The sequence below is a fragment of the Nitrospira sp. genome, assembly GCA_024998565.1.
Taxonomy (GTDB): domain Bacteria; phylum Nitrospirota; class Nitrospiria; order Nitrospirales; family Nitrospiraceae; genus Nitrospira_A.
The window spans coordinates 288506-305926 of record JACOEM010000002.1 but is presented as its reverse complement, the minus strand read 5'-3'; the positions used below and the strand labels follow the sequence as shown (position 1 = coordinate 305926).

The window sequence follows — 17421 nt, the reverse complement described above, 5'->3', positions numbered from 1 at the left end:
AAAGGATCAGCCGCGTGAGACCGATCGCTGAAGGACCAGATATTCCCGAACGGGTGCCCCCGGCACTCCTCCGGGCATGGGCAACGAAACTTCGGCAGTTGCAGGCGGCGCACGACCGGGCTGTTGCGAGGGCCCAGGCCGCGCAACGGCGGGCCGCCCTGCTCATCAGGCAACGGGCGCTCCACCAGGCCGAGTTGGCCCGGGTGAACGCACAGATCACGGCCACGCAGGAAGCGGTGGCCCGGAAGAAAGCCGACGTGGCGGCACTGTCGGCGCAGGTCGACGAGCATCGAACCGCCCGCGATGCCGCGACGGCCCGGCTGCTTGGCACGGATCGCCTCAGCGGCACAGTCGCGACGACGCATCCCCTGCTGCTGTTCCCCGTCCGCGTAGAAACCAGGTTTGCCGCGAGACGCACGGGACCGGGCACCGACCTTCTGCTCCGCGTCTATCCCGACGACATTCATCTCGACACCCACGAACCGGCTCTCACCGAAGAAGAGGAACGCCGCGGCAAGGAGTTTTGGGCCCATGTCGCCGCCGCGCCAACAGGTACGGACCGGCAGGAGCACATCAGGCAGGGCTGGCAACGGCTCACCGAACAATTCGGCACGACCCGCGCCGCCTGGATCGCCCATGTGCTCGATCCCTCCCAAGCCGGAACGGTCACTCGCCGCAACGACAGCTGGACCCGCGCGCCCCACACGCAGGTCCTGCCGGACCGCTGGGTCGCCGTCGGCTATCGCGGCGATACGGCACGTGTCACCGCCTGGGGCAAGGCCATCCCGGAGACCGTGGCGGTCGGCCCTGACCCACGCAGCACAGGCCAGCTCGGCAGCAACGGGATCCCGCCCGTCGATGACGGCATGAAGTGGATCACCGATTTCGATACGGCCGAATCCATCGGGATGGGGCTACGTATTCCCATCACGGAGGAAGACGCCCGGGCGGGTTTCGATCGGATCGTGGTACTGGGCCTCAAGGCCTCATGGGACGCCCCGACCACGGCCGACCGATTGGTTCGATTGTTCGATGCCCACCATTACACCGGCAGCCTGGCCCTCGTGGAGCAACAGGTGCCGACGAACAATACCGCGGAAGCCTCCGCCGGGTATCGATCGACCGGGCGTAATGCCGCCGACAGCATGGGCGTCGAACTCGGTGCTTCGCTCATCCGTCCCGGGTCCGACGGCGAGTTGCTGGCGCAGGCCCTGGGCCTGCCGACTTCCGTCTTTACCCATGTTCGCGGCGCCGACGGATCGGAGCAACGACGGTCCTCGCTGATGCAATCGGCCCTACTCGCGCTCTGCGACAGTCCGCTCTTGCGGCAACTGCTCGGCGCAGCCGGAGCCGATGTGCTGCGCGACCAGTTCACGAAGTACGTCCGTGCCCGCGGGCCACTGCCGGTCCTGCGTGTCGACAGCCAACCCTACGGCCTGCTGCCGGTGGCGGCGCTCGACCGCTGGACCCCGACGACCGATCAGGACCAGGACAAGGCTCTGGCCAACTGGTGGCGTGCGCAACGATTGACACGCCGCCGCCAGGCGTCACAAGCCCTCCAGACCACGGTGGAATCCAACCCCGTCGTACTCTTGGCGCAGGAAGCGAACGCCTTCCGCTACATCTTGCGCGAATTTCCCGAGATCTCCACTCAACAGCCGCCCGTTCCGCGACGGCTGCTGACCGAGGCCTTCCGGACGTTGCTGCTGACTCGCGCACTCTCCACACCGCACGAGCCGGCCTGGGACGAATTGACGACCCTGCCCGAACCGGTTCGGCAGCAGCTACTCGCGGAAGTGATGGATCTGCTCACCTACCGCCTCGATGCCTGGGGCACATCCCTCGCCACCAAGCGGCTGGCCGTCATGCGGCAGGCGGCGCCCACCGGCATCAGGCTCGGCGCCTACGGCTGGCTGGAACAGGTTCGGCGTGCGGCCCCGCTGCAACCGGTCCCGGCACTTCCGGCCGGTGTCCCTGCACCGCTCTTGCGCTCAGAACAGAACAAGGGCTTCGTCCACGCTCCTTCGCTGGGACATGCGGCGGCCGCTGCCGTGCTACGAAGCGGTTACCTGTCGAATGAGTCGACTCGCGCACCCGGCGCTTCGCCCTTTGCCGTCGACCTTTCATCAGAACGGGTGCATCGCGCCAAGTGGCTGCTCGACGGCGTGCGCCAAGGGCAGTCCCTGACCGCCCTGCTCGGGTATCGATTCGAACGTCGCCTCCACGAACGCGGGTTGGACCGCTACATCCAACGCTTCCGCGCCCTCACGAGCTTCACCGGCACCGACCGCTTTGCCGACATTCGCGCGACCCTCACGCGCGCCGAACGACTGGCGCATGAGGTGACCCTGTTGACGGCGCAACGTGACCAGGCCCTGCGCCGGGCTGAAGATGCCCGTGGATTGAAGGCCGAACGAGAGCGCCGCGCAGACACCTATCGCGCCGAACTGGGAACGATCGCCACGCTCGCACAACAGGCGCAGACCGCGCAGGCACAGGTGGCGCAGGCGGCCCAGGTGCTGGCGCAACAACAGGCGGCGAAACCGCAGGGCAAGGTGATTCAACCCACCGTGCGGCGGTATGCCGTCCAATTGTTGGAAGCGCGGGATCTGGATGAGTGGGACAACCGCGTGGAACAGCTGACCCAGGCCCATACCACCGCCCTGGCTCAATCCGCCGCCGCACAGCAGGCCGTCAGCGCCCGCGATGGCTCACGCCTGCTCGCGGAACGAGCCCAGGCCAAGCTGCTCAACGCCGCCGATCCGGATTCCATTCCCGCCGCGCAGCAGATGGCAATAGGACAAGACACGCTCGCCGCCGAACTCGACCGCCAGGTGCTCGCCAAGGAAGGCGGGCAACGCGGTAAGGCCATGAGCGATCTCCTCGCCGCCAGGGCGGCACTCACCACGCGCCTGGCCGCGCAATGGAATGAGGCGCTGAAGTCACTGCCGGCTGCCGCCGTCGTCGACGGGCTGGCCCTGCACCGACGATGGGCCGCAAGCCAACAACGCCAGGCGCCACAGACCCCCTGGGATGTCACCACCATTCCGTTCGGCAACGCGACCTTGGGATTTCCGCCACCCGGCAGCCCGGACTTCACGGCGCTGGTGGAGGCGCTCAAGGCACTCGACGATCTGGTCGGCTCGGTCGGGGACAGTGTCGTGGCCGAAAGCGTGTATCAGCTCGTGCAAGGCAATCCGCTCCGTTCAGGCGCCACGTTGGATGCCATTGCCGCGGGTGAAGTTCCGCCGCCGGAATTGGACGTGATCCGTACGCCGAGAAGCGGGATCGGACTCACGCATCGCCTCTGCACGTTGTTCCCGGCAACCGACGGGACGGCACCGGCCGGCTGGCCGACGACCGCCCCATCGGCACGCGCTCAGGCCGAACCGATCCTCAACGCCTGGACGGCGACGTTGCTACCCGACCCGGCTCAGGTCCGTTGTAAGGCGGACTACGTCAATCAGCAGGACGGACAGGTTTATCAAACAGTGGAGAGCTCGCTGAGCTCGCTCGGACTGGCGCCGCTGGATGCGGTCTACCTCGCCGAAGGCAACACTCGGGCACAGCAAGCCGAGTTGGAGCAACGTTGGCGGTTCGTGTTGCAGCAGACTCGTCCCGCGACCGTCCCGCCGGATGCGCTCATTCGACTACAATTCGGCCGCGACAACGGCTGGAGCGCGGAGATCGTCAGCGTGAGCGAATGGTGCGAGGTTGCGACCACGGTGCGGCGCCTGCTCAGCAACGCCCGCTCCCTGGACGGCCGCGACCTGTCGTTGCCCGAATCGCCCGCCGACTCCGGGCTGAACCACGAAGAATTTGCCGGTCGCGCCACCCGCGCATTGCAAGCCCTGACCGACGCGCGCGGTAGACTCAACGGCCTCCTGCCGCCGCCCTCGTCGGATGATCTGACTGCCGACCTCGACGAGGTGCGCCGCACTCTGCTCGGTGTGGCGAACTTCGGCATACCGAGCGCCGTCCCGATGGACATCGGCGGCACGGGACCGGAAGCGCGGTCGTTGCTCCTGACCCAGGCGCGGTCGGTCGTCCTCGAAGCGCAACGTCGGCTGAACCGCGCGGCCGAATCCGAGCAGGACTTTGTCCGCGCGAACGCCACGCCGGAAGAACGGCGCGATCACGACCTGGCTCGATTGCGCATCATCTTCGGCCAGGACTTCCTGGCGTTACCCCGCGTGACGGCAACCAACGCAGCGCAATTAAACGAGACATTCGCCGCCGGACTCTCGCTCCAGGGCCAAGATCCGATGGCCGCCGTCACCTGGTTCCAGCGTGCCGCCTACGTCCGCCCGGGCGCGACGCGGCTGAACGAAGCGATGTTGTATGGCGAAACCGTGGGGCGCGCCGCACTCCGGTTCCACGTCGGACAACTCCCCTTTCAGGCGCAGGATCGCTGGGCGGCCCTGCCGCAGGAGCCGGACCAGCCATTCCCACGCGGGCGCCTCTCGCTGGTGGCGCAGATGGCGTCGGCGCAACCGCTCCGCTTCGATCAACCCTTCTGCGGGCTCCTGATCGACGAGTGGGTGGAGACGGTGCCGAGCCCCAACGAAACGACCGGCCTGGCCTTTCATTACGATCAACCGAACAACGCCCCTCCGCAGGCGCTGCTGCTCGCCGTGCCCTCGGACCGGCGGACGACCTGGGACCTCAACAGCCTGGAAGCCGTCCTGCACGAGACGATGGACTTGGCCAGGCTCCGCGCCGTGGCACCAGACAGCGGCGAGGAATTGATCTGGGTGGAGGATCAGCTGCCGGAAGGCGCCACGCCCCTCGGCGACGGCGAGGGCTGGACCTGGGTACGCATGAAGCCGGAACCGCTCTCCGGTAGGCGCGCCCATCAATCGGCGGTCGCCGCCGGTATCCACCAACACTTTTTCCAAGGCGCCAAGGCCGCCCTGTTCGTCAGTGTAGGAGACCGGCTGTTCGCGCACGTCTATCTCGATCCCGCGCGTATGCCTCGACAGGTCATGTTGCAGTGGCACGCCGACAATTGGGACCACCGCGCCTATTGGGGCGAGAACCTCATTCCCTGGGGCACCGACAATACCGTCAGCCGGCAGTACATGGGGCCCCTGCCGCCATCAGGCCGATGGGTGCGACTCGAAGTACCCGCCGCAACCGTGGGGGTCGAAGGACGGATCGTGGACGGCATGGCCTTCACCCTGTTCGACGGCATGGCCACGTGGGATCGTTCCGGCAAACACGCATTGCAGCCGGTCGGTACCGGTGAGCAGGATCCATCGGCACCGGCGCTGCTGTTCACCGGCGGCACCCCCGACTTCACCAGCGTCATCGATCCAGCGATAGGAGCCTAGGCATGCCCGCTCGAATCAGACTCGACCTCAGCACCCACAACCCGGATCTGCAAGACGGATTGCAGGCGCGCATCCACGACCCGCTCTGGATGTTGGGCCGTCAATGGCAGTTCGGCGAGTTCAACGGGGCCGACGCCGGTTCGCCTGCCGCCGCGCAGGTGCTCGTGGACACCGCCGCCGTCACCCGCTACCAACCGGGACCACGCTCCGGCCCGCATCCGGCCAGACCGTACGCAGCCGCCGGCCTGGCGTTGGAGACGCTGGTGGAAGCGGAACCGGTGACGGACGACTCACGCCCCAACTGGCGGCTTGCGGCCGAATCGGGACGGCATCTGCTCCGCCTGCTGGAAACGGCCGGGCTCGGGCCAACTCGCGCACAGTGGTTAGCTAGTACGTACGTCCTTGCCGCTCCCTCAGCGGAGCTGGGAAAGCAGATCGATGCCGCGAGCCTGTCCTTCATCCGTGTACTGAGCGGCCGCACTATCGATGGACTGCGGGTTGCCGCACGCGTGCGAGTGCTGCAGGCCGGCAATACGCTGGCGGAATTGTTTCGGGAAGCGCCGTTCGATCAAGTGACCGAGGTGAATCGCCCGAAGGTACTTAGCCAGGTCACCGTCTGGCTGACCTGGCTCGACGCTCTCTTTCAACAGGGCAGCGCTCCCTCCGCCTGGATTCCTGAACGGATGGAGTACGCCCTCAGTGTCTCCGCCAAGACGACGTCGAGTGAAGTGGTGCTGACCGCGCCGGAATATCTGGATGGACGATTGGACTGGTTTTCGTTCACGACGAGTTCGGGGACCGGCCTGGGCGCCGCCGAAAGCCGCACCGCAGTCACAGAGGCCTTTCTCCCCGCGCCGGTCTCGTTTCGCGGCATGCCCTCCGCGCGCTTGTGGGAATTCGAAGACGGCGCCGTCAATTTCGCGAGCGTCCAGGCCGCACCGCAGGACCTGGCCCGCCTGCTGCTCGTGAAGTTCGCACTGGAATACAGCAACGATTGGTTCCTCCTGCCGCTCGAACTTCCCGTCGGGACACTCTCGCAGATCCGCGCGCTCGTCGTGACCAACACATTCGGCGAACGGTTCCTCATTTCCCACACGACCGACGTGGATGGGCCCACCACGCCCTGGCGGATGTTCAACCTCACGAACGATACCCAGAAGTTGTTCTTCTTGCCGCCGGTATTGGGACCGATGCTGGAAAGCCGGCCGGTTGAAGACCTGTCGTTGTTGAGAGATGAAATGGCCAACGTGGCTTGGGCCGTCGAGCGGGTCGTCGAAAGCGCTGCCGGTCGTCCATTGGATCGTCATGAAGCCTATCAAGAAACGCTGGCAGAACAGCCGCCATCCCCTGCCGCTGACGGCGCCCCGTTGATGTACCGGCTCGGCACCACGGTGCCGGACTATTGGATTCCGCTGCTCCCGGTGAAAGACGGCACCACCCTGCGGCTCAAACGCGGAGTACTCCCGGCATTCGGCGAGGGCGGCATTCAAGGGCTGCAACTCCCGAAGGGACGACTGCTCGAACCGAACCGCGAATTGTTGCTGTATGAGGAGGAAGTACCGCGCGAAGGAGCCCGAGTGACACGCACTTATCAATACGCCAGATGGATCGACGGCTCGACCCATCTCTGGATCGGCCGGCGCAAGGAACCGGGCCGTGGCGAAGGCTCCAGCGGGCTGCAATTCGATGTGGCGGAGAAGAGAGAAGAGGGGAATTAGCTGATCCGCTGCAATGAGCTGTAAGGCTTGCTCGTTCAAGTTTCGGACGACGGTCATTGCGTACTTGCCAGATAGTAGCTTATAAGCTACACTTGGATTCGTGGAGGCCACCCCGAAAGAGCTGCACATCTATGTCACGGCAGAGGGCCGTGAGCCCTTTACCGAATGGCTGAACTCGCTGCAGGATCAGAGGGCACGAGCGAAGATTCGCGTCCGCTTGGATCGAGTGAGCTTAGGAAACTTCGGCGATTGCCATGGTGTGGGAGACGGGGTACAGGAACTCCGGATCGATTACGGCCCAGGCTTTCGAGTGTACTTCGGACAAGAAGGGACGACGGTCGTGCTGCTCCTTTGTGGGGGTGATAAGAGCACCCAGGCCAGGGATATCCAAACGGCCCAGCGCTATTGGAGCGAATACAGGAGGAAGCCATGAAAAAGAGCAGAGCGTATCAGCCGGATCTGATTGAGAGCCTGCGAGATTCGGAGGAGGCTGAAGAGTATTTGAACGCGGCATTGGAGGAAGATGATCCCGAGCTGTTCTTGCTCGCACTGAGGAACGTCGCCGAAGCGCAAGGTGGGGTCGCACAACTTGCCGAGAAGGCGAAGCTGAACCGTGAAAGCCTCTATCGAATGCTGTCAGATCGCGGCAACCCGGAATTCAGAAGTCTCGATGCCCTTCTCCACGCCTTGGGATTCCGGCTCGCGGTCACGGCAACTCGTTAACAAACCATTTCCCGCACCTGACGGCGTTAGACGAGTACAAGTTTCAATAAACGCACAAACTGAACAAACGCGACAACCTAACAACGGTCATGGAGCCGCACTATATGAATCCTGGCTCCTGCCGCTCACAGTAATTTTGATTGTCCCCATGTGCCTATACCATCGCCAGCGTCAAGTTTCATATGCTGGGGGGCTATGCTTGATAAAGTGGCCCCCAGAGAGCGAATCTTTCTATGGATAGTGTCTTCGGAAAAGACTATTTACTGAGCGATCAACAGGCACACTTCCTCGTGTGTCTGGCGATGAGGCAGAGCGACGGTCGAGCCGACCTTGCATTGTGTAAGCGATATAAGGAGAGACGATGAAGAAGTTTATTTTATACCCGAAGCAGTGCCCGGAAGCTCTAGCACACAGCACGAACCTATGAATGCGTCAACCATGCAACACTGGTTCGAAGATCAGCCATCTTGGTGCGTGACGGCCCCATGGTATGCAGTGATTGCTGAGGCAGAAGTCGAGGGAGGAGGAACAATTCGAAGGAATAACCCCATAGTCGCGATGTATTGGCCGCCTCGACGAAATGAGCTATGGCTTCTTGTTGGATCTCGAGAAGAATGGTTAACAGCCGAGAATAAAATCAAAGTGCCGGAAAAGGGAGTCTAAGACCTATTTCTCCCCTCTTTTGATAACTGTCATGCTTGCCATGATTTAATGCGATCGGAAGTAAACCCCTACGCTGAGGGCCGCTGTGAGCTCCTCGCCGTTGGCTAAGGTGTACACGCTCCTCCCATCATACCTACTCTCTTCACCCCTGCAATCGACTCCAGAGCTTCTCCAGCGTTTTCACGAAGGCTTTACATTCCTGATCGCTCAGATCCGAAAACAGCTCCGCGACCTGCTCTTTGTACTCCGTGCAACGCGGGGAGAGCTCGGTCATCACTTTGTCCGAGAGTTCAATCACGGTGGCCCGGCGATCCGTCGGGTGTCTGGTTCGCACGACCAATCCGTCTTTCTCGAGCGAATCGACGAGCGCCGTCACGTTCGTTGCCGTCACGCCTAGTTCTTTCTTCAGGTCGCTCATGATTCTCGGGCCGCGCTCATGGATCGAACCGAGAATGCGCAACCGTTGAGGGGACAACCCCTTCTCCACCAGTAGAGATTCCGACCAGCGTTGATAGGCCGGGGCAAAGCTCCACAACAGTTCGACCAACCGGTGCCGTGGCAACGTCGAGATGCAGGGAGAGACGGAAGACTTTCCTTTGATCCTGGAAGGCTGGACTGTTTGAGTACGTCTCATCGTGACGCAACGGTACTTTAAACACGTTCAACATTCAATCATAAATTATTCACAACCTGATCATTCATATATTGACTATGTTTCACGGCATGCCGGATACTGCGCAACATGGCGCGTCGCGGTCAGGAGAACAGCCTTTGAGCCGCAGGCTCTGTGGTCTGAGACCATTAATTCAAACAACGTCGACGGCCGTCTTGATCCAGGATTCTCTTTCACGAAGAATACTTGCACCAGGTACATCATGATCATGTTCAGATATTGCCCTTGGCTGTTCGCGTTAGTATTGACCATCACCGGCTGCAACAGCGAGCAGGCCAGCAGCGGCGGACAACCGCCTCCCCCAGAAGTCGGCGTCGCGCAGGTGGTCTCGAAGTCGGTGCAACAATGGGACGAATACACCGGTCGCATCAGCGCGATCGACACGGTGGAATTGCGACCGCGGGCCAGCGGCTACGTGCAACGGGTCGCCTACAAAGAAGGCCAGGATGTGAAACGAGGCGATTTGATGTTCCAGATCGATCCTCGTCCCTACCGCGCCGCGTTGGACAACGCCGAGGCGCAATTGGCACGCGCCCGCGTGGCGCAACGGCTGGAGACCATCCGCAACAAACGCGCCCAATCACTCATCGAGGATAACGCCATCTCGCACGAAGAGCTCGACTTGCGCCGTGCCGCGCAAGCGCAGAGCGCGGCCGATGTGCAGGCCGCCGAGGCTGCTGTGGCGACCGCCAAGCTCAACCTGTCCTTCACCGAAGTCCGCGCCCCGGTCTCCGGCCGAGCGAGCCGGGCCCTCCTGACGGTCGGCAATCTGGCGACCGCCGACGAAACCCTGCTGACGACGGTCGTGTCGCAAGATCCGATGTACGTCTATTTCGATGCCGACGAGAACAGTTACCTGCGCTACAAGGAGCAGGAGCGCAAGAGCGAGCGCACCGCGAAGGACAACGCCGTGCACGTCGGCCTCGCCAATGAGACCGGCTATCCGCATACGGGGAAGGTCGACTTTCTCGACACTCAGGTGAATCCCACCCTCGGAACCGTACGCGCGCGCGCCGTGCTCCCCAATCCAGACCGCATCTTTACCCCCGGGCTCTACGCGCGCGTCCAGTTCGTCAGCGGCCAGAAGGCGCAAGCCCTCTTGATCGACGACAAGGCCGTTCTCACGGATCAGGATCGCAAATACGTGTACGCGGTCGACAAGGACGGCAAGGCACAACGCAAAGACATCGTGCTGGGCGGGATGGTCGATGGGCTGCGCGTGGTCCGGTCCGGCCTCGCACCGGACGACCGGATTGTCGTGGTCGGCCTGCAGAAAATCTTTTATCCCGGCACGCCGGTCATGCCCGTGGAAGTTCCGATGGACAAGCCGTCGTCACCGGCCTCGCCCGCAGCCATGGCCGAGAAATAGGGAGCCAAGGCTGTGGACTTTTCCAAGTTTTTCATCGACCGCCCGATCTTTGCCGCGGTACTGTCGATCGTCATCTTCGCCGCCGGCTTGATCGCCATCCCCATCCTCCCGATCAGCGAATACCCCGAAGTGGTCCCGCCCGCGGTCATTGTGCGTGCCATCTATCCCGGGGCCAACCCCAAGGTGATTGCCGAAACCGTCTCAACGCCACTGGAAGAACAGATCAACGGCGTCGAGAACATGATGTACATGAAGTCGGTCGCGGGCTCCGACGGCGTGTTGCAGATGACGGTCACGTTCCGTCCCGGCACCGATCCCGACGCCGCCCAGGTGCAGGTGCAGAACCGCGTCAGCCAGGCGTTGTCGCGGCTGCCGTCGGAAGTGGTCAGCCTGGGAGTGACGACCCAGAAGCAGTCACCGACCTTTCTGGTGATGGTCCAATTGCTGTCGCCGGACGGGAAATACGATGCGCTCTATCTGCGCAACTACGCCAACATCAAAATCAAGGATGAACTGGCTCGCCTGCCCGGTGTCGGCCAGGTGCAGATTTTCGGCAGCGGCGACTATGCGATGCGCATCTGGTTGAACCCGGACAAGATCGCGTCGCGCGGGATGACCGCCGGAGACGTCGTCGCCGCGGTGCGCGAGCAAAACATCCAGGTCTCGGCCGGACAGCTCGGCGCGGAACCGATCGCGAAAGGCACCGACTTTCTCATCTCCATCAATGCCCAAGGCCGCCTGCGTACGGCTCAGGAGTTCGGCAACGTCGTGCTGAAGATCGGGGCCGGCGGCGAGGTCGTCCGCCTGTCCGACGTCGCCCGCATCGAACTCGGCGCCAACGATTACACGTTGCGCGGACAACTCGACAACCAGGATGCGCCGCCGATCGGCATCTTCCAGGCACCCGGTGCAAACGCGCTGACCGTCCGCGATGCGGTGATCGCCAAGATGGAAGAACTGAAGACGCGCTTTCCGCCCGGCCTCACCTACCGCTCGGACTACGACACCACGGTGTTCGTGCGCGATTCCATTCAGGCGGTCGTGCAGACCCTGATGGAAGCGATTCTGCTCGTCGTGCTCGTCGTCATTTTGTTCCTGCAGACCTGGCGCGCCTCGATCATTCCGCTCATCGCCGTCCCGGTCTCGGTGGTGGGCACGTTCGCCGCGTTATACCTCTTCGGTTTCTCCATCAATACGTTGACGCTCTTCGGCCTCGTCCTCGCAATCGGGATCGTAGTGGATGATGCAATCGTGGTGGTGGAAAACGTCGAACGCAACATTGAAGAGGGACGGACCCCGCTCCAGGCGGCGCACCAGGCCATGCAGGAAGTCTCAGGGCCGATCGTCGCGATTGCGCTCGTGCTCTGCGCCGTGTTCGTGCCGATGGCGTTCTTGAGCGGCGTGACCGGCCAGTTTTACAAGCAGTTCGCGGTGACGATTGCCATCTCGACGGTGATCTCGGCAATCAATTCGCTGACCCTCTCGCCGGCCCTGGCGGCGAAACTGCTCAAAAGCCACGGCGCACCGAAGGATGCCCTGTCTCGCTGGATCGAGCGTCTGTTCGGGTGGGTGTTCCAACCGTTCAACCGGTTTTTCAAAGCCAGTTCCGGCCGCTATCAAGGTACGGTCTCGCGCACGTTGACCCATCGCGGCTCCGTGTTCGCCGTCTATGCGCTGCTGCTGATCGGAACCGGTCTCATGTTCCAAGCGGTGCCGCGCGGCTTCATCCCGACTCAAGACAAACTGTTCCTCATGGCCGGGGTGAAACTGCCCGAAGGCGCCTCGCTCGAGCGCACGGACGCGGTCCTGCGCCAGGTCGTCGCAATCAGCAAGACCGTGGACGGCATCGCCCACGTCGTCGCCATGACGGGTTTGAATCCCCTGCAGTTCACGAACACGCCGAACTACGGCATCGCCTTCCTGATTTTGAAGCCGTTCGACGAGCGCCACCGCAGCGCCAAGGAAATCAGCGAGGAGATGAATCAAAAAATCTCCGCCATCAAGGAAGGCATCACCTTCGTGTTGATGCCGCCACCGATTCTTGGACTCGGCAACGGCGCAGGATATGGGTTATTCGTCGAGGATCGGGCCGGACTCGGCTTCGGAGCGCTGCAAAATGCCGTCAGCAGCCTGCAGGGCGCGGTCATGCAGACGCCGGGTATGGGGTACCCGATCTCGGGCTATCAGGCCAACGTGCCACAGCTCGACGCCGAGGTGGACCGTGTCAAAACCAAGACACAGGGCATCGCGTTGACGGAGCTGTTCGCCACGCTGCAGATCTACCTTGGCTCAGCCTATGTGAACGACTTCAATCTGTTCGGCCGCACCTGGCGCGTGTATGCGCAGGCCGACGGCGACTTCCGCGGGAAGGTCGAGGACATCGCGAACCTCAAAACCCGTAATAACCAGGGCGAAATGGTCCCGATCGGCTCAATGGTGAAATTCAGCCAAACGTATGGCCCCGATCCGGTGCTCCGCTACAACGGCTATCCGGCCGCCGATTTCATGGGAGAGGCAGATCCGACCAAGTTCTCGTCGGCACAGGCGATGGACAATATTCGCGACATCGCCGCGAAGGTGCTGCCCAACGGCATGACCATCGAATGGACCGACCTAAGCTTTCAGGAAGCCTCGCAGGGCAAGGCGGCGCTGCTGGTGTTCCCCGTGGCCATCTTGTTGGCCTTCCTCGTCCTCGCCGCGCTGTATGAGTCCTGGACCTTGCCCCTCGCGGTCATCCTGATCGTGCCGATGTGCATACTGTGCGCGCTGGCCGGCGTCAAGCTTACCGGCGGTGACAACAACACCTTCGTGCAGGTCGGCCTGGTGGTGCTGATGGGACTGGCTTGCAAGAATGCGATCCTGATCGTCGAATTTGCGCGTGAGTTGGAACTGCAAGGCAAGGAAATCGTCGAGGCGGCACTCGAAGCCTGCCGACTCCGTTTGCGGCCGATCGTGATGACATCCGTCGCGTTCATCGCCGGCACGATCCCACTCGTGCTGTCGCACGGGGCCGGTGCGGAGGTGCGTTCCGCCACAGGCGTCACCGTGTTCGCCGGCATGATCGGCGTGACCCTCTTCGGTTTGTTCCTCACACCGGTGTTCTATGTCGGCCTGCGCATGCTGTCTGGACGCAAGCTGGTCCAACACGATGACTCAGTGGGACACGAATCGTTGGAAGGCGCGTCTAGGCAGGTCGATAGTCCTCGTTAAGTGCCCCGTGATTACTCACGGACACCATGCCTCTCTTCGCACTGTGGATCGCTTAGATAGCGGCCATGGGCTATCAGCTCTTCGAGCCAATTACTGCGACCGGAAGTGAATCCGCACGGTCAGTTCGCCATCGACAGGATCGTCGCCTTTGAGTTGCGGGGCGAAGGTCCACTTGTTGAGTGCGATGATGCCGGCGATCGTTAGTTCACGGTGCTTCGCCGGTTCCAACACCACCACCGTCACCTGCGCCTCCTTGGAGACGAGCAGTCGCGCCTTCATCCAATCGTCGATGGGTTTCCCGTCCAATGAGGCAGGAATGGCGGGCCAGGGCGTAGACTTCGGCACCGGCCCGACCTGCTGATCCTTATTCAACGGCAGCCCATGCACATGCACTTCCGGCAGTTCGATGATGTCCGCATCCAACGCATGGTCCGCCTCATGCGTCGCCTCATCGCCCGTCACGGCGTACACAGAACCCGGCAATAGGCACAGACACAAGGTCCAGGTCCCGACCATGCGTCCTGTCACGCGGACTATTGTATCGATGATGTTCGTCATATCCTCGTCCAAATTATTACAAAGTGATGATGCTCAAACGGGCCATCCAGCAAAGGCTGCATTTTCTCACAGTCGGGAGCAGATGCCCAACAAGGTTGTCCAGCAAGGCCGCAGGGAGCTCGGCGACTGAGGCGTACCCTTGCGGTACGTCGCAGGGAGACGAGTGACCGAGAACGCCGCTGGCGACCTTGTTGGGCATCTGACCTAGAAGAACCATTGGCCGCGGAAAAAGAACGACCGTGGCATCCCCGCGTGCGACACTCCCAACCCGATACTCCCCTCTCCCTGATTAATGTAATACCGTTGATCGAACAGGTTGACGATATCGAAGCCGAGCAGGAATTTCTGCCCTTCCCAAGGCAACGGAAACACATGGGCAATCGAAAGATTGTAGATCGTGTAAGAGGGGCTGTGGCTGGAATTCGTCTTGGCGTCCTCGTTCTCCGACGTGCGCAGTCCTGAGGCAAACAACATCTGCCCCGTGAACGTCGTGCGCTCCAGCAGCCGGTAACTCACGATCGCCGAACTCGTGAGGGTCTGCATGTGATCGCAGAAGACCCCGCCCTGCGAATTGATGTCCGCAATTTCCTTGGCCTCCAGGAGGAAATGACCGGACTGCAACCCATAGCCTTTGCACTGGCCCCAGGCTACGTTGCCGCGCGCCGTAAGATTCTCGGTCAGTTGCAGTTTCAAGGCCCCGTCGATGCCCCGCTGCCAGCCGCGCTCAAATGCAAAATAATTCAGCAACGGGGTCGTGCCGAACTGCCCCGCATCGGACAGGAAGTTGCTGAGCTTGTACCAGCCCGTAAATTGCAGCGTGGCATAGCGGTTCAAGGCATGGTAACTGCCGACCTCGAAGTAGTGCGCCCGCTCGGCGCGTACGCTGTTGTTGGTCACATCTTCCGGTTGCGCTCTGGTCCCGAGCGTATTGAGCTTGGCGAACGAAATGGCTTCCAGATTCGGCGGCGTGAACATGCGGCCGTAAAACACGTGGAACACATTCGACGGATTGTACTTGTAGCTTACGCCGATGCGGGGGCTGACCTGCCCCTCGTTGCGTTGATATTGCACGATGTCGCCGCGAAGCCCGAGATTGAACGTCCACTGGTCGTTGGGGCTCCACTGATCCTGAATCCAGAACTCCTGGCGATAGCCGATCTGACGGTTGTCGGCATTGAGACTCAGCAGGTCACCGGTCGGATTGCCGGCCCCGTCGTCGGCAAACGTAAACAGCCTGGTCTTGTTCACCGACTGCGTCCGGTCGAGTTGGAACCCGGCTTTGATGAGGTGTTGTTTGCTGTGCACGTAGGTATAGTCGAAACGCACACCGGTGGAATACGCGTTGCGATCCTGATCGGACGCCGAGAACGGCTCGGCCGGATCGGCCGTGTAGGCTAACAGGTTCAGCGGATCGGTCTTGAACGTGGCGCGCGTATGCCGCATGTAGCCCGACAGGCTGAAGAAGTTATTGGCGTTCACGTCATGCCGCCAGACCATGTGGCCGTATTGGTTGTTCTCTTTCTGAAACTCGTCGATCGCCTGCGAGGCCACGGGCGAGAACCCCGGCCGACTCCCTTGCAACAGCGGCAACATCTGCCCGCTCGGATCCAGCTCGCCGCCCGGCGCCGTGGGGATCTGATACTTGGCCACCGAATTCAGGAACAACCAGGTAAAGTTGTTTCTATTGTCGTGCTGATAGTCGCCGCGGATGAAGGTTTGATTGCGCTCGCTCTGCCCGTGATAGACCGATCGGCCCAACGTCGGCGGCTCGATGCCCCGATTGGTGGCCGTGTGGCTGTTCAAAATATAGAACCGGAACTTTTCGCCGATCGTGCCGCCGTATTCGAAGGACGGATTGATGGTCTTGTTCGACCCGCCCATCATCTGCACCGACCCGAAGGACGGCTTCGTGCCGCTCTTCGTCGTGATGTCCAGCACCGCCGCCGCTTTGTTCCCGTATTGCGCTTCCATGCCGCCCAGGATGATGTCCGCCCGTTCCCACGCTCTGGGGCTAATCACATCGGAGAAGGTCGAAGAGACGGTATCCGGAATCGGCACCCCGTCGATTCGCAATTGAAGATTCGCATGGTCCTGGCGAATGTGCACTTGCTTGAGCGACCCGTAGACCGCGCTCGGAATTGTGAGCAGCACATCGTGGAGTTCATTGTTGTTTCCGCGCGGCAGGGCCTCGATCTCCTTACGGCTGAGCGCATAGGTTTCGCTGGAGGCTTTGTATTGAATGGGCGCCAAGGGCGACACGACTTCGAGCGCGATCTCCTTGGTCTTCGAGAGGGTCAAGGTCACCGGAGCGACCGGCTCGGCTCCGAGTTTAATAATGGCATATTCGCTGCGATACGTATCCTGAACCGCGCTCACCGAATAGGTTCCCTCGGACGGCAGATCGACGGAGAATTCTCCGGCCTCGTTCGCGACCGCCGCGCCCACGACCGTCCCTTCCTGGTCCTTCACCTCCACCGAGGCCTGGGGCACCCGCCGAAGGTCCTGGTTTTGCACCGTCCCCGTAATCATTCGCCCTTTGGCAACCGCCGGCTCCTGCGCGAACACCGGCAAAAGACCGGGCGCAAGAGCCATCAACAACAACCCAAGACACAGTTGAGACACACCTCGAACCGACGACAGCATGCGAACCTCCCCCCAAATAATCCCGCACAGGTCAGAGCCCGACACAAAGCCGTGGCCGAGACGAAGCGGTGAAAGCCAAAATGAACGTAGCGATGGCGTTGAGGTTAGGTCAGAGGCGGCGCGCGCGAGGTTCTGGTGGTCGAGAGAGACTGAGAACTGAGGATCGATCGATAGACGGGAGGTGGCGGAGCTTCCGCCAGGAACGAGCAGGGCGGCGGTGCGTCACCCACCAGCGAATGGCCCGTGTGATATTGCACCCACTGGCAGAGGTCAGTATCGGAATGCTCATGGCCGTCGTGGTCCGCTGCCGCCAGCTCGTGATGAATCTCCAACGCCGCGGCAAACGGCGCCATCGCGAGCAGCATGCAGGCGAGGAGAAGCGCGACGACCGAGCTGGATTTTTTCTGGGCGAAATGACGAAACATGACCGTCCGAGCCGACAGATTCGTGAGGCGTGAGTTGTAACAAAGGGCCCCCTCGAATGCAAGCCGATCCTCCTACAACCGTCCATACTGGACTTTATCCTATAGA

General features: G+C 61.9%; 10 protein-coding genes. 6 read left to right on the top strand and 4 right to left on the bottom strand.

Features of this window, described 5'->3' with window-relative positions:
- Positions 1-14 precede the first annotated feature (14 nt).
- From H8K11_05075 to H8K11_05060, 4 genes are all read left to right on the top strand, one after another.
- Complete coding sequence (locus H8K11_05075; protein MCS6263110.1) at positions 15-5333, top strand: hypothetical protein; 5319 nt, start codon at positions 15-17, stop codon at positions 5331-5333.
- Between the two features lie 2 nt (positions 5334-5335).
- Positions 5336-7051, top strand: a complete 1716-nt coding sequence (locus H8K11_05070; GenBank protein MCS6263109.1) for a hypothetical protein — start codon at positions 5336-5338, stop codon at positions 7049-7051.
- Between the two features lie 100 nt (positions 7052-7151).
- A complete protein-coding gene (locus tag H8K11_05065; protein MCS6263108.1) occupies positions 7152-7484 on the top strand; it encodes a type II toxin-antitoxin system RelE/ParE family toxin in 333 nt (110 codons plus the stop codon).
- Positions 7481-7774, top strand: a complete 294-nt coding sequence (locus H8K11_05060) for a putative addiction module antidote protein (protein MCS6263107.1) — start codon at positions 7481-7483, stop codon at positions 7772-7774. The genes H8K11_05065 and H8K11_05060 overlap by 4 nt, the downstream gene beginning before the upstream one ends.
- Before the next feature lie 805 nt (positions 7775-8579).
- Here H8K11_05060 and H8K11_05055 read toward each other — a convergent pair.
- Entirely contained in the window at positions 8580-9071 is a 492-nt protein-coding gene (locus H8K11_05055) for a MarR family transcriptional regulator (protein ID MCS6263106.1), read from the bottom strand.
- A gap of 241 nt (positions 9072-9312) precedes the next feature.
- Here H8K11_05055 and H8K11_05050 point away from each other — a divergent pair, with 241 nt between their 5' ends.
- Positions 9313-10479: an efflux RND transporter periplasmic adaptor subunit gene (locus tag H8K11_05050; GenBank protein ID MCS6263105.1), complete on the top strand. Its 1167-nt coding sequence runs from the start codon at positions 9313-9315 to the stop codon at positions 10477-10479.
- A gap of 12 nt (positions 10480-10491) precedes the next feature.
- On the top strand, positions 10492-13689 hold the full coding sequence (locus H8K11_05045; GenBank protein ID MCS6263104.1) for a multidrug efflux RND transporter permease subunit: 3198 nt from the start codon (positions 10492-10494) through the stop codon (positions 13687-13689).
- 90 nt (positions 13690-13779) lie between these two features.
- On the opposite strand, the gene H8K11_05040 is transcribed toward H8K11_05045, so the two are convergent.
- The 3 genes from H8K11_05040 to H8K11_05030 all read right to left on the bottom strand — a co-directional run bounded on the left by H8K11_05040 (position 13780) and on the right by H8K11_05030 (position 17315).
- A complete protein-coding gene (locus tag H8K11_05040; protein ID MCS6263103.1) occupies positions 13780-14247 on the bottom strand; it encodes an energy transducer TonB in 468 nt (155 codons plus the stop codon).
- Between the two features lie 204 nt (positions 14248-14451).
- Entirely contained in the window at positions 14452-16890 is a 2439-nt protein-coding gene (locus tag H8K11_05035) for a TonB-dependent receptor (GenBank protein ID MCS6263102.1), read from the bottom strand.
- A gap of 104 nt (positions 16891-16994) precedes the next feature.
- A complete protein-coding gene (locus tag H8K11_05030; GenBank protein MCS6263101.1) occupies positions 16995-17315 on the bottom strand; it encodes a hypothetical protein in 321 nt (106 codons plus the stop codon).
- Positions 17316-17421: the final 106 nt, after the last annotated feature.